This window comes from Treponema primitia ZAS-2 (genome assembly GCF_000214375.1).
In the GTDB taxonomy this organism is placed as follows: domain Bacteria; phylum Spirochaetota; class Spirochaetia; order Treponematales; family Breznakiellaceae; genus Termitinema; species Termitinema primitia.
Genome location: NC_015578.1, coordinates 3,770,892 through 3,792,176 on the forward strand (window position 1 = coordinate 3,770,892; position 21,285 = coordinate 3,792,176).

Annotated in this window: 16 protein-coding genes; 6 read left to right on the top strand and 10 right to left on the bottom strand. The window is 51.8% G+C overall.

All coding sequences use genetic code 11. From position 1 onward, the window contains the following. Window position 1: 1 nt before the first annotated feature. Complete coding sequence (locus TREPR_RS16390) at window positions 2-1,396, bottom strand: SH3 domain-containing protein (RefSeq protein ID WP_041611266.1); 1,395 nt, start codon at window positions 1,394-1,396, stop codon at window positions 2-4. Between the two features lie 153 nt (window positions 1,397-1,549). On the opposite strand from TREPR_RS16390, the gene TREPR_RS16395 reads away from it, so the two are divergent. From TREPR_RS16395 to TREPR_RS16410, 4 genes are all read left to right on the top strand, one after another. Continuing rightward, on the top strand, window positions 1,550-2,161 hold the full coding sequence (locus tag TREPR_RS16395; protein WP_041611267.1) for a hypothetical protein: 612 nt from the start codon (window positions 1,550-1,552) through the stop codon (window positions 2,159-2,161). A gap of 179 nt (window positions 2,162-2,340) precedes the next feature. After that, complete coding sequence (locus TREPR_RS16400; protein ID WP_015709468.1) at window positions 2,341-4,059, top strand: glutamine--tRNA ligase/YqeY domain fusion protein; 1,719 nt, start codon at window positions 2,341-2,343, stop codon at window positions 4,057-4,059. Window positions 4,060-4,068: 9 nt separating this feature from the next. Further along, window positions 4,069-4,854, top strand: a complete 786-nt coding sequence (locus TREPR_RS16405; protein WP_015709469.1) for an alpha/beta hydrolase — start codon at window positions 4,069-4,071, stop codon at window positions 4,852-4,854. Between the two features lie 68 nt (window positions 4,855-4,922). Next, window positions 4,923-6,053, top strand: a complete 1,131-nt coding sequence (locus TREPR_RS16410; protein ID WP_015709470.1) for a DUF362 domain-containing protein — start codon at window positions 4,923-4,925, stop codon at window positions 6,051-6,053. A 43-nt stretch (window positions 6,054-6,096) separates the two neighbouring features. Here TREPR_RS16410 and TREPR_RS16415 read toward each other — a convergent pair whose 3' ends face one another. Then, window positions 6,097-7,440: a TolC family protein gene (locus tag TREPR_RS16415; protein WP_169313434.1), complete on the bottom strand. Its 1,344-nt coding sequence runs from the start codon at window positions 7,438-7,440 to the stop codon at window positions 6,097-6,099. Between the two features lie 103 nt (window positions 7,441-7,543). Between TREPR_RS16415 and TREPR_RS16420 the strand changes: the two genes are divergently transcribed. Both TREPR_RS16420 and TREPR_RS16425 read left to right on the top strand, forming a co-directional pair. Next, entirely contained in the window at window positions 7,544-8,641 is a 1,098-nt protein-coding gene (locus TREPR_RS16420) for an efflux RND transporter periplasmic adaptor subunit (protein ID WP_015709472.1), read from the top strand. Next, on the top strand, window positions 8,638-11,757 hold the full coding sequence (locus TREPR_RS16425) for an efflux RND transporter permease subunit (protein ID WP_015709473.1): 3,120 nt from the start codon (window positions 8,638-8,640) through the stop codon (window positions 11,755-11,757). Before TREPR_RS16420 ends, TREPR_RS16425 begins: the two co-directional genes overlap by 4 nt. On the opposite strand, the gene TREPR_RS16430 is transcribed toward TREPR_RS16425, so the two are convergent. Genes TREPR_RS16430 through TREPR_RS16465 form a run of 8 tightly spaced genes read right to left on the bottom strand, consistent with a single transcriptional unit; the run spans window position 11,754 to window position 21,278 of the window. Beyond that, window positions 11,754-13,724, bottom strand: a complete 1,971-nt coding sequence (locus TREPR_RS16430; protein ID WP_015709474.1) for a TonB-dependent receptor plug domain-containing protein — start codon at window positions 13,722-13,724, stop codon at window positions 11,754-11,756. The two genes, TREPR_RS16425 and TREPR_RS16430, sit on opposite strands and share 4 nt — an antisense overlap. A 31-nt stretch (window positions 13,725-13,755) precedes the next feature. Further along, window positions 13,756-14,604 (bottom strand): adenosylcobinamide-GDP ribazoletransferase, encoded by an 849-nt coding sequence (locus TREPR_RS16435; protein WP_015709475.1) that lies wholly within the window; start codon window positions 14,602-14,604, stop codon window positions 13,756-13,758. Next, a complete protein-coding gene (gene cobT / locus TREPR_RS16440; protein WP_015709476.1) occupies window positions 14,601-15,647 on the bottom strand; it encodes a nicotinate-nucleotide--dimethylbenzimidazole phosphoribosyltransferase in 1,047 nt (348 codons plus the stop codon). The genes TREPR_RS16435 and cobT overlap by 4 nt, the downstream gene beginning before the upstream one ends. A gap of 1 nt (window position 15,648) precedes the next feature. Next, entirely contained in the window at window positions 15,649-16,464 is an 816-nt protein-coding gene (gene cbiR / locus TREPR_RS16445; RefSeq protein WP_015709477.1) for a cobamide remodeling phosphodiesterase CbiR, read from the bottom strand. Continuing rightward, on the bottom strand, window positions 16,461-16,991 hold the full coding sequence (locus tag TREPR_RS16450; RefSeq protein ID WP_015709478.1) for a bifunctional adenosylcobinamide kinase/adenosylcobinamide-phosphate guanylyltransferase: 531 nt from the start codon (window positions 16,989-16,991) through the stop codon (window positions 16,461-16,463). Before TREPR_RS16450 ends, cbiR begins: the two co-directional genes overlap by 4 nt. Window positions 16,992-17,004: 13 nt before the next feature. Continuing rightward, entirely contained in the window at window positions 17,005-18,306 is a 1,302-nt protein-coding gene (locus tag TREPR_RS16455) for a nitrogenase component 1 (protein WP_015709479.1), read from the bottom strand. Next, entirely contained in the window at window positions 18,275-20,476 is a 2,202-nt protein-coding gene (locus TREPR_RS16460) for a nitrogenase component 1 (RefSeq protein ID WP_015709480.1), read from the bottom strand. Before TREPR_RS16460 ends, TREPR_RS16455 begins: the two co-directional genes overlap by 32 nt. Further along, complete coding sequence (locus TREPR_RS16465) at window positions 20,469-21,278, bottom strand: ABC transporter ATP-binding protein (RefSeq protein WP_015709481.1); 810 nt, start codon at window positions 21,276-21,278, stop codon at window positions 20,469-20,471. Before TREPR_RS16465 ends, TREPR_RS16460 begins: the two co-directional genes overlap by 8 nt. Window positions 21,279-21,285: the final 7 nt, after the last annotated feature.

Below are 21,285 nucleotides of genomic sequence, written 5' to 3' on the forward strand. Positions count from 1 at the left end.
CTCAAAACTCCAAGGGGCTTACAGGCTGGGCCGGGGTGATACCTTGCCGATCGGCCTTGAAGAAGTAGATAACCCGGGGGGAGGCTGCCCGGCGCAGGACCGTGATGCCGTTCAGGTTCTCAGGGGGCACATATTCTATCCTGAGCCCCTGCTCATCCGAGCTGTACATAAAGTTGATCCGAATACCGGAACTGCTTATGCCGTCAAAGTGCAGGGTAAAGGCCCCGGTATACCGTTCTTCCAGTTCCGTATCCAGGAAGAGGCCCATGTTCACGGTTCCGCTGCCCAGGGCTGAAGCGGGAATTACCTGGGGGATAAGGATGTTGTTGCCGGTCCAGGTAAAGGCGCCGTTCCGCAAGAAAGAAAGGGTGCCATAATTGGTGCTCTGGAAAACCGGCCCCAGGGCATAGAGGTTTTCCAAGAGGGTTTCCCGCCGTTCCGTTTCCTGGGCGATCAGGTCCCCCAGGTCCATAGGCAGGGTTACAAAGACCAGGGCTTTCAGGGCGCCGCCGTTTTCCGTGTACTGGACGGTCAGGACCGTGTCGGACTGCAAATTCATCTGGAGGGGGGCGCCCTCAAAACGCCAGGCCCGGTTTCTGGTCCGTTCGATCCCCGTATAGGAAAAACTCAGGTCCATGTTTGGCAGGTAGATTTGGGCAACCCCCGTATCCGGGTTCGGCAAAAAACGCCAGTGCATTTGAAGGTCCTCCAGATCCACCCTTCGGGAAGACACCATGGCCCCATACCAGTCGGGATACCATGTATTGGACAGGACCATATCCAGATCCGGGTCTTCCATATCCTCCACCGCCGCCGCAGGGACAACCCGGAGGGCGCCGCCGGTATGTTCAAAGAGTTTAAGCCGATAGGAAAAGCAGTACCCGGTGGAACCATCTTCGGTCAGTACCCGGTACCAATCCCCCGGAAGGGGGTCCCCGGTGGTGCTGATGGCGGGATTCCCCTCGACCCTGGCCAGGACTTTGATAATCTCCCCCATCCGCAAACGGTAGACCCGCCGCGCGCTGTTATCCGGATCATCCCGGATAGGCAGCCCGTCCTGGGCGGTTTCCGCATATAGCCGGGCATATTCGGCAAATTCCGCCGCCCGTTTTTCCGCCGCCTTTTTCCCCCCTGCCAGTTCCAGCTGCCAGACAGGGATTTCAAATTTGTTGGTACCCTTAGTTATCCGGTAGGCTTCGGGAATCCCCACCACCCACACATGGTCTATATTGGAACGGATGTACACGGGCAGCACGGTTCCCGAAGGGATCGGGGGATCCTCGGTAGACCAAAGCAGCACCCCCCAGCCCAAGAGCCGGGAACAGGAGCTTAGCAAAACGCCCAGGAGTATACACAAGAAAAAGCCGGACAACCGGGCTAAACCAAGAGACCGCATAAAGTTTACTTTACCGGAGCATGGGGGAATTGTGAAGGGGGGCTTCGATCTACGCACCCTCCACGCCCTCACAAAGAGTACGACAATTTCACTCAACTATATATCGGCATTTCCCTTGACACTCTTCGCATTTATCAGCATCTTATACCATATATGTACAACTGTTCGCCCCATGCCAACGAAGCCATCCCTCAGGAATACAGGAAAATCGCCGAGGATCTGTTCCCACCGGGGTTTCCCAAGCCAGGACAGGGGCCATCTCTGAAGTCGGCGGAGGCTTTTGCGGAGATTTTGGGGATTGGGGCGGATTATAAGCGGCTGCTTTATACCCAGCGTTCCGGGGCGGAGATGGCCCACTTTCTGGGGCATTTTCAAAACAATCTGGATCTACTGATTCAGAAAACCTGGGTGGAAAAGAGCGACGAGGCCCGGAAAGAAAAGCTCCAGGACCGTATCCCCGGGTTTATCGCGGAAATCGAGGGGGGGGATTACCGGAAGGCGCTGAAGGAATTCGGCGGCGTTCTGGAGGAGTTAACCCATTTGCTTTTCGGCGCCCAGAGCCACAAGGATGATTTTGCTGAGTATGCTTTCAGGATCGATCTTCAAATGGGGCTTTTTTGGTGGTATGGGGGGCAGATTGGCTGCCTCAAGTCGGCTTACGACGGAAAACAGGGGAACGGGGTGGCCAAGGGGGTCAATGATCCCTGTAACGAGGGGCTTTGGGCAGTATTGCTCCTGGGTATCTGTTATCTTACTAATTTTTAAGTGCTTATTGTTAAAAAACCGTTTTTATACTATTTTATTCGAAGCCGGGTCAAAGACCCGGCAGTACAATAAATTTCTTATCGAACGACGATACCCCACCCTTTAGGGTGGGGAGAGTCATTCTCACGGACTGGTGAGCCGGATTACGAGCCCTGTCCGTCGTGAGGGAGAATTTTAATATGCCAGAGAATGTGCCGGAAACCGCATCGGACTTTATCAGCGAATTCATCAAAGAGGACCTCAAAAACGGCCGGTTCGGCTATGTCCATACCCGGTTTCCGCCTGAGCCTAACGGCTGGCTCCATATCGGCCACTGCAAGGCCTTCTATATCGACTTTTCTATGGCGGAACGCTTCAAGGGCAAGTGTAATCTCCGCTTTGACGATACCAACCCGGAAAAAGAGGATATCTCCTACGTGGAGGCTATCAAACGGGATGTCAAATGGATGGGTTATGACTGGGAGGATCGGGAATTTTACGCTTCCGACTATTATGAATACCTTTACGACCTGGCGGTGAAGATCATTAAAAAGGGTCATGCCTATGTGGATGACCTTACGGACGAAGAAATGAGCGAATACCGGGGAACGGCGGTGGAGGATAAAAACAACATCACCAATACTCCCCCGGGGCGGAATAGCCCGTACCGGGACCGGTCGGTCGAAGAAAACCTGGACCTCCTGGCCCGAATGCGGGCGGGAGAATTTCCCGATGGAGCGCGGACCCTGCGGGCCAAGATCGACATGGCCCACCCCAACCTGCTCCTGCGGGACCCGGTGATGTACCGGATCCGGCGGGAAACCCATTACCGTACCGGCAATAACTGGTGCATCTATCCTATGTACGATTTCCAGCACCCCCTTTCGGACGCTAAGGAGGGGATTACCCACTCGCTCTGCTCATTGGAGTATGAGATACACCGGCCTTTGTACGAATGGTTCATTAACGAAGCGGAGGTGTTCCCCAGCCGACAGATCGAATTTGCCCGGCTTAACATCACCCATACGGTGCTTTCCAAGCGCTGGCTGCTCAAGCTGGTCCAGGACAACTATGTCTCGGGCTGGGACGATCCCCGGATGCCCACCATCGCAGGTCTACGGCGCCGGGGCTATACGCCAGAGGCTATACGGAGTTTCATTTCCCAAATCGGGATTGCCAAAACCGACAGCATGGTGGATATCGCCTTCCTCGAATACTGTCTCCGGGAGGACCTGAATAAGCGATCCCCCCGGATCATGGCGGTGCTCAAGCCCTTAAAGCTCATCATCGAAAATTGGGAAAATGGTAAGGCCGAGGAACTGGAAGCGGTGAACAACCCTGAGGACCCGGCGGCGGGGTCCCGGAAGATACGCTTTACCCGGGAACTCTGGATTGAGCAGGACGACTTTGAGGAGACGCCGCCGCCTAAATACTTCAGGCTTTTCCCGGGGAATTCGGTGCGCCTGCGCTACGGGTACATTGTTACCTGCACGGGCTTTGACAAGGATGCTGCGGGTACTATTACTGCGGTGCGCTGTACCTATGATCCGGAAACCAAGGGGGGCAATGCCCCGGACAACCGCAAGGTAAAGGGCACCATCCACTGGCTTTCCGCAGAAGACGCTGTCCCCATGGAGGTGCGTATCTACAACCACCTGTTTGGGGTGGAGCGGCCCATGGATGTGGCGCCGGGGAAAACCTTCCTGGACAACCTCAGCAAGGATTCCCTGGAACTTATTTCAACTGCCTACGGCGAACCGGGCCTGGCCAAGGCGGCGCCGGGGGACCGGTTTCAGTTTGAACGGCTTGGGTATTTTGTACGGGATCCCGATTCCTCTGCCCGGGGTACGCCGGTCTTTAATAAAACTGTGGGGCTCCGGGACACCTGGGCAAAAATCGGACAGAAAACTGTCAAATAGGAGAACAATATGATTGTACGTGGTAATGTGTATTCTGAAGTGCTGCATATCGAGACGGGGATAAGTGTGCTGGCCCCGGACACGCACCGGGACAAGGGCTCCTGTAAAGTTGTGTATCTTTTCCACGGCTTGCATGGGGATCACAATTCCTGGCTTGACAGCACTATGCTTCAGACCCTTGCCAAGGATTATAACGCCATCTTTGTCATGCCTGAGGTAGGGAGGAGTTTCTACGCCGACATGAAACATGGGTATGACTACTTCACCTATGTCAGTGAAGAGCTTCCCGAAATCAGCAAGAAGGTGTTTAATATTTCTGCGAAGCGGGAAGATACAGCGGTGATGGGATGTTCCATGGGAGGTTACGGCGCCTTGAAATGCGCGTTAACCAAACCGGATCAATATGGTTTCTGCGGAGCTATTTCCTCGGCTTGTTTATTTATTGATGAACATCTTAACAGTTTACAGAAAAATGCTGACTATTGGTTAAAGACCGGCGGACCGGAAGCAGAAGCCATACTCCGGGACTTTTATGCCATATTCGGCAACGATCTGTCCTACACCGAGGGTGATGAAATTATTAAACTGACCAGGAAAATTGCTTCCCGCTCGGTAAAACCGAAGATCTACGCCGCATGCGGAACTGAAGATCCTCTCCAGAAAGAGAACATCCGCTTTAAGGACCAGATTGAAAAACTGGAATGGGATTATACCTACGAAGAATGGGCCGGCGTTCATGACTGGCAGTTCTTTAACGATGGGTTAAATAAAGCACTTCAGGTGTGGTACTCTTAGGGATTGTACGGGGTCCTTAATTCTGCCGCATTGAACTACAACAAAACTATAAAAGAGGGGGTATCGGAGTGGGAACATCGAAAGTGTACTTTACCGATATGCGCTGCAAGGTCGGAGACAGTTTGCTGAATAAGCTGGATCGTATAATTACGAAAGCCGGTATTGAGCAAATTGATTTTAAACAGAAGTATGTCGCCATTAAGATCCATTTTGGCGAACCGGGAAACCTGGCTTTTCTAAGGCCGAATTTTGCCAAGGTGGTGGTGGATAAAATCAAGTCCCTGGGGGGTATGCCTTTCCTGACGGACTGCAATACCCTCTATGTAGGAAAACGAAACCAGGGGCTTAACCATCTGGATGCGGCGAACGAAAACGGTTTCTGGCCCCTGTCTACAGGCTGTCAGAACATCATCGCCGACGGTATCCGTGGAACTGATGATGTGGATGTGCCCATAAACGGCGGTGTCCACTGCAAGGTGGCCCATATAGGCAAAGCTATCATGGACGCGGACATTGTAATTTCCCTAAACCACTTCAAGGGGCACGAAAACACCGGCTTCGGCGGGGCCCTGAAAAACATCGGCATGGGGAGCGGCAGCCGGGCAGGTAAGATGGCCATGCACAACGATGGTAAACCCCAGGTTAATGAAAGCGTTTGTGTGGGTTGCAAGATCTGTACCCGGTTCTGTAACCACAACGCCATCAGTTTTGCTGACGGAAAGAAAGCCTCCATCGACCATAATAAGTGCGTGGGCTGTGGCCGCTGTATTGGTGCGTGCAGTAAAAACGCCATCTTTACCAAGTGGGATACCACCAACGCAACCCTGAATGCCAAAATTGCCGAATACACCAAGGCGGTGGTGGATGGCAGGCCGAATTTCCACATCACCGTGGTAAACCAGGTTTCTCCCTATTGCGACTGCCATGGAGAAAGCGACACGGCGATTGTCCCGGATGTGGGCATCTTTGCCAGTTTCGATCCCGTTGCGCTGGATCACGCCTGTATTGACGCGGTAAACGCAGCTCCATCGATCAAGACCAGTATCATCGGTGAACGGGAAGAAACCCACAAGGATAGCCACGGAAACGCGGACCACTTGATGGATATTCACCCCACCACAGACTGGCGGACCCAGATTGCCCATGCGGAAAAGATCGGCCTGGGCAGCGGAGATTATGAACTGATTACGGTAAAATAGTAAAACTGCTCCCCTCCCGGTTTTACCGGGAGAGACTGCCGCCTTAGTTATTGCTGAAGACGCTTTCCAGCTGAATCGCCGTAACCAGGGCGGCAAGTTCCTCCTGAAGCAGGGTGATGCGATCTCGGTACCAGGCAAGTTCCTTTGCCAGGTATTCCCGTTCCTGGCCGTAGCCGCTCTTCCAGGCCGCCTCGGCCTGATCCTTCTGGGCCTCACCAGCCTCAATCTTTAAGGACAGATATTCCTGCCGGTATTGGGAAAGTTCCAATTGGCGCAGAGTCTTTTCCAGATACTCCTCCAAATCCCGCCGGCCCTTTTCTTCCTCCAGCCTGGCCTGGGCAAGGCTCTCATTTTTCTGGCGGACAGTCTGATAAAGGCCCCAGTCAAAGATAGTGCTCCGTATCCCCACGGAAGCAGTGAAATTGAGTGACGGGTCCTGCCAGCCGCTGTACCCAAGCTGGAGGAAGAGGCCCAGATCGGGTTTGCCATAGATTTGCCCACGGGAAGCCGCCAGGAGCCGCTCCGAAGCCTGGGTTTGAAGGGAAAGCATTTTGAGCCCCAGGTTCCGCTCCTTGCTGAGAGCCAGGAGCCGTTCCTTGTCCAATGGGGAATAACCATGATCATCCTGGTCCGTTTCTGAGGAAAAGCGGATCGAGTCGGGGTCCAGATCATTCAGCCCTGTCAGGGTCTTAATCGCCAGAAAGGCATTATCCCAGGTTTCCTGTATGCCGTAGTCCCCCAGTTTCACTTCCGCCGTGAGGAGCTTGGATTCAAGCAGATCCGCCCGGAGGAGGAAGCCGTTGGCAAAACTTTCCTCGGAAATTACTATGAGCCGGTCGGCACTGCGCCGCTGTTCTTCCAGGATTGCACGGATACTGCTCAGGTAGGCCAGGGTATAGAGATGTATGTCCAGGGCGGTCCCGATATTCCGCCGCTCCTGTTCCATTTGCAGCGCCGAGGCACGGCTCCCCAGGTTCGCCGCTTTAACAGAATTATTAATACGGCCCCAGGTAAATAGGGGCTGTTCCAGGCTCAGGCCGAATTCATAGCGGGTATTATCGCTGAGGCTCATAGTGATGTCCTTATCGGGAAGGGCGGGGAAGGGAATCGAGCCCATACCAGGTACCGCAACCGGCCCACCCGGATAGAGGGCGCCTTTTTCAACCTTTACCCCCGGGGGATTGGTCATGTAGCTCATATTGCCGGTGAAGCGCAATACCGGAAACCGGGAGGCACGGGCTGAATTGAGGGCCGATTGGGCTTCACGGCTGCGGCTTGCGGACAGAAGATAGGTATTGTTCCGTCCAAGAGCCTGGGACAAAAGCTTGTCCCGATCCCATTCCTGTCCATGAGATTGTATATAAACACCAACTAAAAACAGTCCCACAAGGAAAAACCTATATATAGGCTTGTGATTTTTGTTCTTTTTTATTATTCTTATCATTGTAATTCTGCCTATAATTGTAATCAAAAGGGACGTTTTTGAATAGATGAGTGCCGCTAATAACAAAAAAAAATCACCTGTAAAAATCACCGCCTTTATTATTTTGGGAGCCTTACTTCTGGCTGCCCTTTGGTCAATTTTTTTGAAGCCCAAGGCTGCAAAGGAAGAATACCTTGCTCCGGTGATTACCCTCTACCCCCAATGGGGAAAAATTGAAAAGAGCATTAGAATCACCAGTCAGGTGGAAACCGGCAGGCTGATTACCCTGGTTCCCCGGGTAGGGGGAACCCTGATACTTCTGGATGCGGACCCGGGAAAACCGGTTACAATAAACCAACTTCTGGCCCAGGTGGATTCCGTGCCCTATGACCTCACCGGACTCCAGGCTCAGTCGGCCTACCATACCGCCCGGTCCACCTATGAGCGGGTCAGCAATCTTTATAACAACCAGGCGGCTACCCAACAGCAATACGAGGAAGCCCAAATGGCCTATGAGGCGGCGAAGGCCCAGAATGACCTGGCCCAGCTTAACCGGGACTATTCCAATATCCGCTCCCCCATAGACGGGATCGTGCTCATGCGCCACAGCACCGAGGGAGCTGTGGTCGCTGCCGGAACACCTCTGATCACTCTGGGGGACCTGGAGGATCTGCGGATCACCGCATCGGTGCCGGAAATACACTACCGGTTTTTTGCGGAACACTGGGAGGATATGCCGGTACGGATGCAGGTTCCCGCTTTTGGGGATGAAGAGTTCCTCCTTCAGAGCAGGAGCCTGGCCCCCTATGTGTCCCCGGAAAACCGAAGCTTCCTGGTGGAATACACCATCCCTGATGCTGCGACACGGGGGCTCAGGCCGGGTATGTTTGCCAATGTATCCTTTGTTCTGGAAAGCCGGGACAATGTTTGCTACCTCCCCTTTAAGGCCATGGGGTCCCAGAACCGGCTCTGGTTTGTGGATGAAAACAAACGGGCCCAATTTATAGAATTTATCCCGGCGTTTTTTAACGAAGAGGTTTTTCAAATCCCCAAGGAATACGGTAAGACCCAATTTATTCTGGAAGGCCAGCATTTCATAACCCCCGGGCAAAGGCTTAACATACTGCCCCAGGTTCCGGGCAGTGCCGGAGCGCCTCTTCCATGAAAATCGCTGATTATGCAATAAAACACCCCGCAGTCATTCTGATGAGCCTGATCATCCTCTTGGTATTTGGCCTGATTGCCGGGCTGAGCCTTAACCGGAATCTTGTTGCGGACATCAGTATTCCTACGGCTATAGTGGCTACCACCTGGCCGGGAGTTGGCCCCGAGGATATTGAAAAGGAAATTACCAATCCTCTGGAGGACGCTCTGGGTACCCTGGAGGGATTAAAGCAGATCAGTTCAAGTTCCCAGAATTCGGTTTCCATGATCACCCTGGAATTGGGATATAACGAAGATATCAATAAACGTATTCCTGATATACGGGAAAAGATCAACGCCGCCATGGTGGATCTTCCCGATGATATTTCCGGCCCCCCGGATATATTTCCTTACAGCACATCCCAACTTCCCATCATGACCATCCTGGTGGAAGGTCAGGGCGACCGGAGCGAGCTGTCCGTCCTCTGCCGGGACGAGGTGATCCCCGCCCTCTCCCGAATTCCCGGTGTGGCGGCAGTGAACATGAGCGGGGACAGCCAGGATGTAGTGGAGATCCTGGCAAATCTTGAGCGGCTTAAGGCGGTGGGCCTTTCGGTACTGGATATTGCAAAAATCATCCCTGCGGCCAACGTTTCCCTTCCCGGCGGGGATGGGGTTTACCAGGGCTACAATCTGAATATCAGGACCGAGGGCCGCTATGGTTCCCTGAGAGAAATCGAAGATCAGGTACTGGCCTTCAAAGACGGCCGGTACATACGGCTCAAGGATGTGGCCGAGGTCGTTGTACGGGAAGATCGTCAGGATAACTACGTGATCAACCATGGCAGAGATTCCCTGGCTCTCTTTATTGAAAAACAGCGCCAAGGTGACAGTATCACCATAAGCGATACAGTCCATGAGATTTTGGGAAACCTGGAAAAAGAATACGCCGGGGGTATCAGCTTCGTGTTTCTCAAGGATGATAGTGGTAATATTTCTACCTCCATGAGTTCGGTATTCCAGTCTGCCATCATGGGGGCTATTCTGGCGGTACTGATACTCTTCCTGTTCCTCCACAACAGAAACACTACCCTTATCATCGGTCTGTCAATCCCTCTGTCGATTCTCTTTACCTTCATCGGACTCTGGGCAAAGGGATCAACCCTGGATCTGATAACCCTGGCGGGACTAACCTCGGCTATCGGCATGGTGGTGGACGCCTCCATAGTAATCCTGGAAAACACTCAGCGCCATTTTGATTCCGGCATGGACCGCAAGAAAGCTGCGTCTCTGGGGGCCGATGAAGTAGGCGCCGCAGTGATAGCCTCCACCGCAACCACACTGGCGGCTTTCTTTCCTATTATATTCCTGTCTGGTCTGGCGGGACTCATCCTTCGGGATGTAGCCTGGACCATTATCTTTGCCCTGTTCAGTTCCGCGTTTGTGGCAATCATCGTGGTCCCCTTCCTCTGCGCACTGTTCCTCAAACCCGAAAACAAAAGCTCCCTGAGCGCCCGGATCGGTGGGATTTCAGAAAAGTGGATAGAAAAACTTTCCGATCTCTACCAGAGGACGCTTCAGGGCGCCATGAATTCCCGGAAATCCTTCCTCCTGGGAACAGTCTTCCTCATGGTATTGAGTTTCCTTTCCATGCGGCTTCTGGGATTTGAATTTCTGGCCCAGACGGACATGTCTGAAATAGAGGTAAGCATAGAGACCCCCGGGGGCTACACCCTGGAAATGACCCGGGCTAAGGTCATGCTTCTGGAACAGGAAATTTACCGGATTATCTCGGAGACCGAAACATCCTATTTTGTGGTGGGCAAGGCAGATGCCTTTGGGGTACGGAAAGAAAAAAATCGGGCCTATGGTTCCATCAGACTTTCCGGGGTTAGCAAGCGGAAACAACATGTTACTAAAATTATCAGCCGGCTCCAGGAAGAGGTCCCCCGGCTTATTCCCGATATACGGGCGACCTTCAGTAATGGCGGGGTATCAAACTTACTTTCCCTGGCCACCGGAGGAAGCGGATTTCTAATCCATGTTTACGGAAACGATATGGATACGGTACTTGCCGGAGCTGAACAGATCCGCGACTATATGCGCCGGGACCCCAATGTGGCGGATACGGATCTTAACATACGCTTTAATCAGCGGGAAATGACCGCCAAACTGGCCCATCAATACCTGGGGACCATGGGGCTCTCCTCTTATGAAACTGCCATGATGAACAGGGTTATCTTTAACGGTCTGTCCCTGGGAACCTATTACGGGGGGATCAATAATATTCCTATTGAACTGCGGACAAACTTTACCGGGGGAACTATTCCTCAGGACATACTCTACAGCCTGGAACTCAACACATCAGATGGGAGACGGGTTTCCATGGCGAATGTAGCGGAACTGGAAACCACAGAAAAAATATCCCAGATAGTCCACCGCAATAAGTCCCGATCTATCACGGTGAGCGCCAGCCTCATGGATCCCAATGTCAGGGAAACTTCCCGCCGGGTCACCAGCCTGATCCACACCCAGGGGCTGGTTCCCGGAGTAAGCTGGGAAATAGGCGGTTCCACCGAGGAAATGCTTTCCTCCTTCCGTTCCCTGATAATCGTTCTTGCTATCGCCATCTTCCTGGTATACGCAGTAATGGTGATACAGTTTGAACGATTCACCCAGCCGTTGTTGATCATGTCCTCTATTCCCTTCACCCTGATCGGCATCACCGGGGGACTCCTCCTCTTCGGTGGCACCCTCAATATTGTCTCCCTTTTGGGGATCATCACCCTGGCGGGGGTGGTGGTTAATAACGCTATTGTGCTCATCGACTACACAAACATGCTCCGGGACCGCTATGGGATTTCTCTGGAGGAGGCGATCATGACCGGCGCAAAATCCAGGTTGAAGCCCATACTGATGACCACCCTGACCACTCTGCTGGGGGTAATTCCCCTGTCCATAGGCCTTGGGGAAGGGTCGGAACTCTACGCGCCCCTGGGGCAGAGTATCTTCGGCGGCCTTTTCAGCTCCACCTTCATCACCCTGTTTTTCATTCCCGTCCTCTACCTAATCATGGAAAAACGAAAAGAACGGAAAAAAGCTGCAAAAGGACAAGTGCTAAATTCTGTACAAAATTAGGTATCACCTTCAAACCCGGTACGCAGCCCCAGCATAAGGGTAAATCCTTGTCCGGGGTACCTATAATAGGATTCGTAGGAATAGTTAAGGGCATTGCGTAGGGTCAGAAAAGCGCTAAAGTTTCTGCTGATTTGTTGGCTGAGGTTCACGGTAAGCAAAACATGGGGATCCAGTTTTTCGCCGTTGTCAGAGTCGCCGTACCGGAGACTTTCCACATGACCGGAAATTAGCAGGGACCCCTCTTTTTGCGGGAGCGGACCGGGCCTGGAGGAACCAATTTTCCAGGGCAGCTCCAAAGAAATGCCCCCGGTGTGGACCGGTGTATAGGGCGCCCGTTTATCCGAAGCAAAACCGTATCCTTCCCCCAGAAAATAGCTTAACTGATACCGGTAGGAAAGGGAGAAAACCAGCCTGTCAAAGAAGCTGTAGAGGGGAATATCAAAACCAATCCTGGTATCGGCGCCGAAAGACGCGGTTTCCCCTACATTCTGAGGAATGAGTATCGTTGATACAGCCGGATCGGGAAGCCAGTGAACAGTATCCTTATTCCACTGGGCAAAAATGGCGTTATCAAAATTCAGCCATTCAGTGATGATCCAGAGCGTACCAAGGTCCCCGCCCCAGCCATCTTCAGGTTTAATGGCGCCGTTACCCTTGGCGTCACCGCTCTCCCAACGGAGCTCCTGTATGTTGGGATACTTAAATATCCGGTAGTAATTGTTTCTGAAAGTAAGAAAATCGGCAGCATACCAGAAGATACCCAGTTTCGGTGCCGGCGCTATATAGAAGCCGCCGCCAGGATCGGAGCTAAGCATAGCCTTAATCGACGGGACAATGAGCAAGCTGTCATGAAGCCTGAATTCTCCGCCAAGAGAAAGACCGCCCTGGTGAAGTTCCTGAGAATTCTTAGCAGTAAGGGAGCTGTAATGATAGTCCCCACCAAACATAATAAGGGACCTTTCCCCGAAACGCCAGCTCCAGCGATTCAACACAGAGATTGTATATTCCTCCTGGTTATGAAAACCCGGTTCCCGATCATAATACAGGATCTGCCAACCGCTGTTTATTCCCAGTTCAAACCCTTTATCCCGATCCGGGGTAACAGGAATATTGAAGAGAAAATTATTCCTGAAGGAAAAATAATCCGGGTTTTCTTCCTTACTACCGTAGTAAAGGTCTCCAGCAACAATTATTTTGGCAGAGTCCGGTAAGTGCATGGTTAAGGCGGCGGATCCTCCCAAGTCCCAGAGACCGCCTTTATCCTGCCGCCGGGTATACCCACCATCCCGGTAGAGAAAGTGATTGCCTGCCTGGTTAAAAAAAATGTCCGCTCCCAGAGAGAACCGTTCCATGCCCACCCCCGCAGAAAAGACAGCGCCCTGGGTATCCAGCAGATCAATTAACTGGGGATTCTGTTCCTCACCATTATTGCGATAATAGCTTCCCGGCAGGGCGGCGGTATTCGAAACCTTTCCCTGAACCCGCCAACCTGATTCCTGCCCTTCACCGGTAATAAGATTGACAACCCCGCCTGAAGATCCCGGTATGTTGTACAGGGTATCCGCGCCGCCGTAGTAAATCTCTATCCGGTCCACTGCGTTAAGGTCCATGTGTATCAGGGTCAATTCCCCGGGAAGCAGGAAATCTATGGGCATCCCATTTATCAGGAAAACGGCGCCCCGGGCATCAAAACCCCGAAGGCTTATATTTCCTGTATTGCCGTAGGGGCCGGAACTGATAACGTTTGCGTCAAGTGCTTCCTGCAAAAGGGTCGCTATATCCGGGGCATTATACTTTTCGATCTCTTCCCTGGTAATAATCCTCTTTAGAACAGCCCTTTCCGGCAGCTCCACCCCCAGCTCATCTGCGGCAGAATAATCCGGCGGAAGCTCAGGGAAATTTACCGGCTGGGCGGAAAGTTCCGAAGGGAATAGCAGCACAAAAAGACAGAGTAATAAGGGAAGCATGATTCATACTACCCAAAGCTGGAACTCTAATCTAGGCGGCAACGCTGAGAATGATATAGGCTACGCTAAGGTGGAGCAGTTCTCCGGTCTCAATTGCGGCGCCAAGTGCATCACCGGTATACCCTCCCAGGGACCGGTGGTAGACCCGGGCGTAAAACAGCGCAGCCAGGGGGCCGGACAGGCACAGTGATATTGCCAGGAGGGGCATTATCGGTATAATTTCCTGGAAATTCCACGTGGGAAACGCCGGACCGCCAAGGACTTCAGCGCCAAAAACAAAGGTGCCCAGCTTAAAAAAGCCCCAGGCCAGGAGGCCCCAAATTATCAATGCGCTTAGAAAACCCAGGATCGCGCGGAAGGCCTTGGCATCCTTAGCCAGTGCGCCGAGGCCGCCAGGATTTGCCGGCTTCGCCAGACAGGGAATCAAGGCGCCGCCGAATCTGCCGCTTATGGGATAGGCCAGGAGCAGGACAGCGTATTGGTGGAAAAAGGGAAGCAGGGCGCTAAGCAGAGCAGCCTTAAGGGAAAGATCCGCAAACCCTGCAAAAAACCCATAGACCCCAACCCGGGAATCCTTCAGTATAGCCAGACGCTTTTCCCGATCAACCGTTCCCAGAAAAGCGTCAGCACTGTCCATAAGCCCGTCTAAATGAAAAAGATTAAAACAGAAATACTGCACTATAAGAACAATAATACTGATGACCAGGGGCTCGCTCATTATCAGAACAAGCCCCTGGGACACCAGAAAGACCAGCAAAGCCGGACATACGCCTATGACAGGAAGGTAGAAATCCATCCTGGAAGCATCAAAGGTAAAATGAATTTTAACCGGAATCCGCGAAACAAGACTGAATGTTGACAGAAACCGGTCTAAGATCAATATTTTTCTTCCTTTGTTTCACCACCTGAAACATGGGCCTGGGAAAAGGAGGCCATCTCCCTCGCTGCCCGGACCCCCAGTTCAATGATGTGTCCGCCGATAACCGCACCGGTACCTTCTCCCAAGCGCATATCAAGGTTCACGATGGGATCAAGCCCCATACGATCCAGCACCGGCTTGTGTCCGACTACCTTGGAAAGGTGGCCCGCAAAAAGCCAGTCAGAAACCTTAGGGTTGATCATATAGGCCATATAGGCAGCGGAAGTAACCGGAAATCCGTCGATAACACAGGCAATGCCCTTACCCTCAAGTCCCAAAATAAGACCGGCCATCATGGCAAAATCAAAGGACCCAAGTTTTTGAAGAATGGCCTTCCCATTCTTGGGAGAATTCCGGAGTTTCACACTTTCCTGGATGATATGCCGCTTATGTTCAAGCATCGTCTTATCGATGCCGGTTCCCCGGTCTACCATATCATCAATATTAAAGCCTGCAGCAACCAGCATTGCTGCGGCAGTACTGGTGTTACTGATACCCAGGTCACCGATAGCAATTATATTCAAACCCCGATCTGCAGCATCCTGTGCCAGGACTTTCCCCTGAGCCAGGGCCTTTTCTGTTTCTTCCGGAGTAAGGGCATCCTCCTTAAAACTGTTCCGGCAGCCGTTGCCAACACGGGCCCGTACAAAGGTGCATCCCGGTTTTACTTCCAGGTCCGGAGGAAATTCCTCCCCTATCACCCCTGCGTCAACCATGATGATTTCCCAGCCTGTACCCCCTGCCAGGGCGTTGATTCCTGCGCCGCCTGAAAGAATGTTCAGTACCATCTGCCGGGTAACCTCCTGGGGATACAGGGATACTCCTTCCGTAGCAATGCCGTGATCGCTGGCAAATACGTAAACCCCCTTTTTCTCAACCCTGGGAGGAACCTTCCCCTGTATTTCAGCCATTTTAATACAATAGCTTTCCAGCTTTCCCAGGCTTCCCCGGGGTTTGGTGAGATCATCCAGATGGGCTTCCATCTTAATCCTGATGTTTTCCATTTTATGCCTCCTTGCGGCTTTTAATTTGGTTATATTGTTTTATTGAGTTTATACCTGCCTCTGCTTCTTCCCAAGAAAAAAGTTCAGTATTGATAACCCCGCTAAACTGTGTGAGCAAGGGGTACAATTCCCGGAACCAGGGATCCTCCCCACGGACTGGCCGGTGATCCACAAGCCGCCCGTCAAGGGCGGCTTTCTCCCGATCAAGGCCGTGAAGATGTATCTCACCAATCCTGTCCCGGTGTTCTGCGAAAAAAGCTGCAGGGCTTTTCCCTTCCAGAAGGAGATGCCCCGTATCCATACAAATCCCCATATTCTCATCAAGATAGGGCAGCAGGGCATCAAATTTTCCCAGATGAGTGTTCTCTACCAGAAAGCGATGGGGTGCGGCTTTCGACGATCCCGATTCCGGTGGGTATTTCTTTGCCCAGCCCTTAACCAGGGATCCTAAGGCCGAGGCGTTTTCAGGATCCCCGGGGTGAACAATAAAATTCCGTACCAGGGGATTAAGCCGCCTCACCAGCTCTTCGTGTTCCGGTAAAACAGTATCCGGCAGGTGAGCTGTAAAAACAAAACGGTTCGTGAATTGCAGTATCCCTTCCCATTCGGCATCAAGCTGTTCCCTGATTTCATCATTGTACAAAAAAAACAGTAATTCTACACCCCGTATTTCCTTCTTATCATCCAGAAAACCCAGATTTTCCAGGTAAGTACCGGGAATAACCCAGGATGGGACCGTAAGACAGCCTTGAGGGAATAAAACTGCGTGGGAAACTGTGTTGCAAGCAGCGCTTTGTATTAAAGATTTATCCATCATTTTACCCTCATGGGAATACCAGAAATCATGAACTCCACCCGATCCGCAGCAAAAGCAATCTTCCGGTTTGCCTCTGCCAGGAGCAGATTGTAGCGCCGGGTAGTTTCATCAAAAGGGACATTCCCCAATCCGGTTTCGTTGGTAACCACAATACAATCTTTCATACCGCCAATAAAAAAATCCAAAATCCGGGAGAAATCATCCTCCCGCTTATAATACATAATATTGTTCACCCACATGGGCAGACAGTCCACCACCGCCCGCTGTCCTGCACCGCTAATTACCCGGTCCAATTCCAGGGGCTCCTCAATGGTTATAAATCCCTGCGCACCCCCATTGACCCCGCCGATTACCGCCCGCTCCTCCTGATGTTTCTTTATGCGGAGTTTCATCTCGCCGTCCAGGGCTTCCGCAGTGGCGATAAAAGAAACCGGTGCCGCCGGAGAGACCCGCCACTCCTGTATCGCTATATCCAGGGCCCGCCGGGATTTGCCCGATTTAATTCCTCCGGTGATAAGAATGATCATAATCCCTTTCCTTCTAATGTATTACATACCGCAGACCGTTCAAAATCTGTTCCAACAGAAAAAGTGCACCCTCACCGCCAAAAATGGACTTTTCGGTGATGTCCATGTATCCCAGGGACGGCAGATAAATTTCTATACCGCAGAATTGCTGCCCATATAATTTTAATTCCGCAATAGTATTACCATCGGCCAGTAAAATATGTGTGGGTGCTTCTATAATAGATTTTTGTAAAGTTTCCCCATAATGTATAACCTCAAGAAAGTCCTTCAGTTTTTGTGTGAAATGCGGGTCAGAATCAGGGAGAACCGAAACCGCCGCAGGGATCATCCCCAGGTAGCCGCAGAACCACCTGGTCAGGGTGTATGCAGTTGAAGCCTCAGCCTTTAGGGAGAATAGGGCCCCCTTGGGCAGCCCCAGGAGGGACGAGAACCGTGAAAGGTACAGGTATGCCCGGCCCCTGGCTTTATCAATGGTATCCAGAGCCTTTCCAGGATCAGTATCCAAGGCTTCACAGACCTGCCGCACAAAGCCGGCGGCGGCGTCAAACCCGATGGGGGGACCTTCCCCGGGACAGAGTGAAGGTATGCCGAAGCCGGTCCGTAGGTACTCTCCAATCTCCCCGCCGTATTCCGCATAAACCACCACGTTCAGGGCGGCTTCGGGGATGCACCGGATCGTTGCAGCGCTGTCCCCCCCGCCTGGGGCAGCTATCACCTCAATACCGCAGAGATCCAGCAGGCGTTTCAGGACCAGGTAATTTTGATCGTAGTATTTCTGATAGATACAAAGCCCAAGGAGATTCACCGCCTTTTTTTTAGGCTTCCCCGAAGCTTCCAGGCCGAGAACTTTTAATGCGCCTATGAGGGCATTTTGATACCCCGAAGCAAAGCTGCCGGAAAACCCTGTGTTCTCCACGGAAAAACAGGGGGTGTCCCGGACTTCCATCTCCAGAAAGCGCTCTAAATCGTCGCCGATAAGGGCCGCTCCGGGAGAATTGATCACAGCTATAAGGGCAAAGTTCTTTTTTACCGCTGATTTGAGCAGGTCCGCAATTTTAGTACCGCTGCCGAAAACATAATCATTCCCATCCAGGTATGTAGAGGGCACCCGGGACTGTCCGAAATAAAAACCCTCGGTATGTTCAAGGGGGTCATAAGTGGGGGTGCGGAAAAACTGGTTGTCGCTGATGGCGCTGTGATAGAATTTACACCCTGTAGGTCCGTTCAACACGGTACAGGCGTCCTTTATTCCCTCTATAGCAAATATGGCGCCGGAGAAGCTGTCAGGAGCAATATTTTCTGAATAGTAATTCATCCTGCCTCCAGCCTTCCTTCAAATTCATCCTGAATATTTCCGCCCAACGTCTTGCCAACAGAATTCCACTCAGAAACCCTGCAGTCGGACTCAGTGGTATGGTATCAGTCAGGATGGACTGATCCTGATCATTTGAGCTGTAGTTCGTAATCAGCAGGTCCGGCATAATTCGGGCAACATCAGCCTTCCGCCGGGTGTTTTCATAGGAGATATGCAGTTCAAGAATATGATCTTTGAAATTTGTAGTAAAATGATTGTCCTGAGAAAAATTCAGAATCCCCACAAAGACGACATTCATTCCCAGATCGACCGCAGTCTGTAATATCCAGTCAATATCCTGATTATAGGTGACCACCATCAGCCGTCTACCTTCTAATTGGGGCCTAATCTGTTCAAGCTCGTCCTGGTATTGTTTCTGATAATCTAGGGTGATAGATTCAATAAGGTCTCTGCTTTTATGAAAATACTCACCAACACTGCGGACCCAGTCACAGCTTTCCCTGAAACCTATGGGGAAGGGCTTGTCCAGGAATTCCGCGCCAAATTCCGTTTCAAGAAAAGTCCTGATGGTTCTGCCCATATAATCCCCGTAGGCCAAAATATTAAGCCGCCCCCGTTTAAACCGGCTGATTTCTTCTACCGTGGTTTCACAGATAAAGTGACAATTCACCCGGATGCCGAAGCGGTCCAGAATGTCCTTCACATACCTGAAGCTTGCATCCCTGGCGTTGGTTTCCGACTTTTCAGCAACAATATTAACCGTGTCATCCTCAGCTTCAAATTCCCGGTCGATAAGCCTCCGGGCGGTTTCCATGTATGCCATCAGTATACCCTGGAGATAATCTCCCTGAAGGTTGCCATCGGTAAGTAATGGGATAATCTTTATAGCATCATCCTCCAGGTCCCGGACAAAGCGGATGTCATCACCGATAATCCCGCTGGGACAGCTTGTGAGGACAAAGATAACCCCTGGCTTGCGCGGGGAACTTCGTTGCAAGTAGCGTGTCTTGGCCTCAATGACTTTTTCCCGCAGTTCTTCTATACCGCCGAAGATCATAACCCCTTCGTTCATTTCCGAAGAAACCACCGGCGGGGAAGAACCGTAGGGGAGGATTATTCCCCGTTCCAGGATAAAGCGCCGGGGAACAGAGGTGATGCTTTGGTAGGTAATATGGGAGCAGCTTCTGGGACCATGGGCGATACTAACGCTGTCATCCACCTGGGTGGTGATGCTCATGGCGCCGCTAAAGGCGCAGCCATGGAGGGGTTCATGTGACACAAGGCTCTTGGAAAAGAAGGCTGGCTTTTTTGCTGCCCTGTCAATATCCTGAGGCAGCTCTTTCCGCACCCCGGCAGCGGGGGCTTTTTTGCCGAGGATCCGTTCTTCCAGGTTCTCGTCAGAAAGGGGCTTGGCAGAATAGAGCTCGCTCTGGGAATAAACCTGATCCGCTAGGAAAGAAAACTGTTCCCCCAGCTCCGAGTCCGGGAATGCCTCCACCAGGCACATACCTGCTTTTTCACTGTCTGAAAAGAGATCGCTCCTTGGGAACTGGGCAATAAGGGGGAGCCCCACGGCATCACAGAAACGCTTAACCCGGTCTTCCTCTTCCGCTAGACCCCGGGAATTGAAAATTATGCCCCCGGCGCGGCCCTTCTTCAAATCATAATTATTCAGCCCCCGCAGAATATTATTGGCGGCATAAATTGACATAAATTCACCGGAAGTAACGATATACACTTTTTCTGCATAGTCCCGGCGTATGGGCACCGCAAAACCGCCACAGACCACATCCCCCAGAACATCGTAGAGTATCCCGTCGTAGTTATTATCTTTAATACCCAGCCGTTCCAGAAGTTCAAAGGTGGTCAGTATACCCCGGCCCGCGCAGCCTACCCCCGGCTCCGGCCCTCCCGCTTCTACACAGTGAACCCCGAAGGCGCCCAGGTGAACCACGTCGGAAAGGCAACACTGATCCGGAGTTTTCCCCTTGAGGTAATCCAGTACCGTAGTGATCCGCTCCCCATGAAGCAGAAACCTGGTAGAATCGTGCTTGGGATCGCAGCCTATCTGTAAAATACGCTTCCCCTGCCGGCCAAGAACCGCAGAAATATTCGCGGAGATAGTTGATTTGCCGATTCCGCCCTTTCCGTATACTGCAATCTCAGGCATGTTTAACTTCCTGTTGATCCATGTCGCATTCTTTGTGTTCCCCGGTACTCCGCCAATTTTCCAAGGATTCCAGCATAAAGCTGCGGATATCCATATCGTAAATGGAATTGAGGGTTTCCCCGTCCAGAACCTGGTTCGGTTTGCCGTAGGAAACCAGAGTGCCCTTGTGGATAATAGCGGCGTTATCGCCGTAATAATGGACCATGTTCAAATCATGTAAAACACCAACAACAGTTTTATTATTATCCTTGGCCCAGGTGATGATATATTGCAGTAACTCTATCTGATGTTTCAGATCCAGGTGGTTGGTTGGTTCATCCAACAGGATGATTTCCGGATTCTGCGCCAGGGTCCGTGCCAGGAACACCCGCTGTAATTGCCCCCCGGATAATTCATTTATCATCCGATCCTTTTCACTGTAGAGTCCCAGCCTGTTAAGTATATCCGCAATAATATCCCTATCCTCAGAAGACAGGCTTTTAAGAAACCCCTCAGTGTGGGCATAACGTCCCAGGGAAACCGTATCATAAACGCTGTAGGGAAAATATATCTCCGACATCTGGCCCATGAGGGCAATTTTTTTCGCAAGCTCTTTTCGGCTGAAGGATGACAGATCCCGGCCATCTATGACCACCTTTCCACGATAGGGAAGGATACGGGCTACAGACTTGAGGAGGGTACTCTTACCGCAGCCGTTAGGTCCCAGGATACAGAGAAATTCTCCCTTCTCCGCCTTCAGATTAATATTGTGGATAACATCAAGGCCATCATACCCGCTGCTTAAATTTTTTATTTCCAACATATATACC

Bases quoted from the DNA above. Each gene is read 5' to 3' on its own strand.
- TREPR_RS16390 (WP_041611266.1), bottom strand. From the start codon at position 1,396: ATGCGGTCTCTTGGTTTAGCCCGGTTGTCCGGCTTTTTCTTGTGTATA.
- TREPR_RS16395 (WP_041611267.1), top strand. From the start codon at position 1,550: ATGTACAACTGTTCGCCCCATGCCAACGAAGCCATCCCTCAGGAATAC.
- TREPR_RS16400 (WP_015709468.1), top strand. From the start codon at position 2,341: ATGCCAGAGAATGTGCCGGAAACCGCATCGGACTTTATCAGCGAATTC.
- TREPR_RS16405 (WP_015709469.1), top strand. From the start codon at position 4,069: ATGATTGTACGTGGTAATGTGTATTCTGAAGTGCTGCATATCGAGACG.
- TREPR_RS16420 (WP_015709472.1), top strand. From the start codon at position 7,544: ATGAGTGCCGCTAATAACAAAAAAAAATCACCTGTAAAAATCACCGCC.
- TREPR_RS16425 (WP_015709473.1), top strand. From the start codon at position 8,638: ATGAAAATCGCTGATTATGCAATAAAACACCCCGCAGTCATTCTGATG.
- TREPR_RS16430 (WP_015709474.1), bottom strand. From the start codon at position 13,724: ATGCTTCCCTTATTACTCTGTCTTTTTGTGCTGCTATTCCCTTCGGAA.
- cobT (WP_015709476.1), bottom strand. From the start codon at position 15,647: ATGGAAAACATCAGGATTAAGATGGAAGCCCATCTGGATGATCTCACC.
- cbiR (WP_015709477.1), bottom strand. From the start codon at position 16,464: ATGATGGATAAATCTTTAATACAAAGCGCTGCTTGCAACACAGTTTCC.
- TREPR_RS16450 (WP_015709478.1), bottom strand. From the start codon at position 16,991: ATGATCATTCTTATCACCGGAGGAATTAAATCGGGCAAATCCCGGCGG.
- TREPR_RS16455 (WP_015709479.1), bottom strand. From the start codon at position 18,306: ATGAATTACTATTCAGAAAATATTGCTCCTGACAGCTTCTCCGGCGCC.
- TREPR_RS16460 (WP_015709480.1), bottom strand. From the start codon at position 20,476: ATGCCTGAGATTGCAGTATACGGAAAGGGCGGAATCGGCAAATCAACT.
- TREPR_RS16465 (WP_015709481.1), bottom strand. From the start codon at position 21,278: ATGTTGGAAATAAAAAATTTAAGCAGCGGGTATGATGGCCTTGATGTT.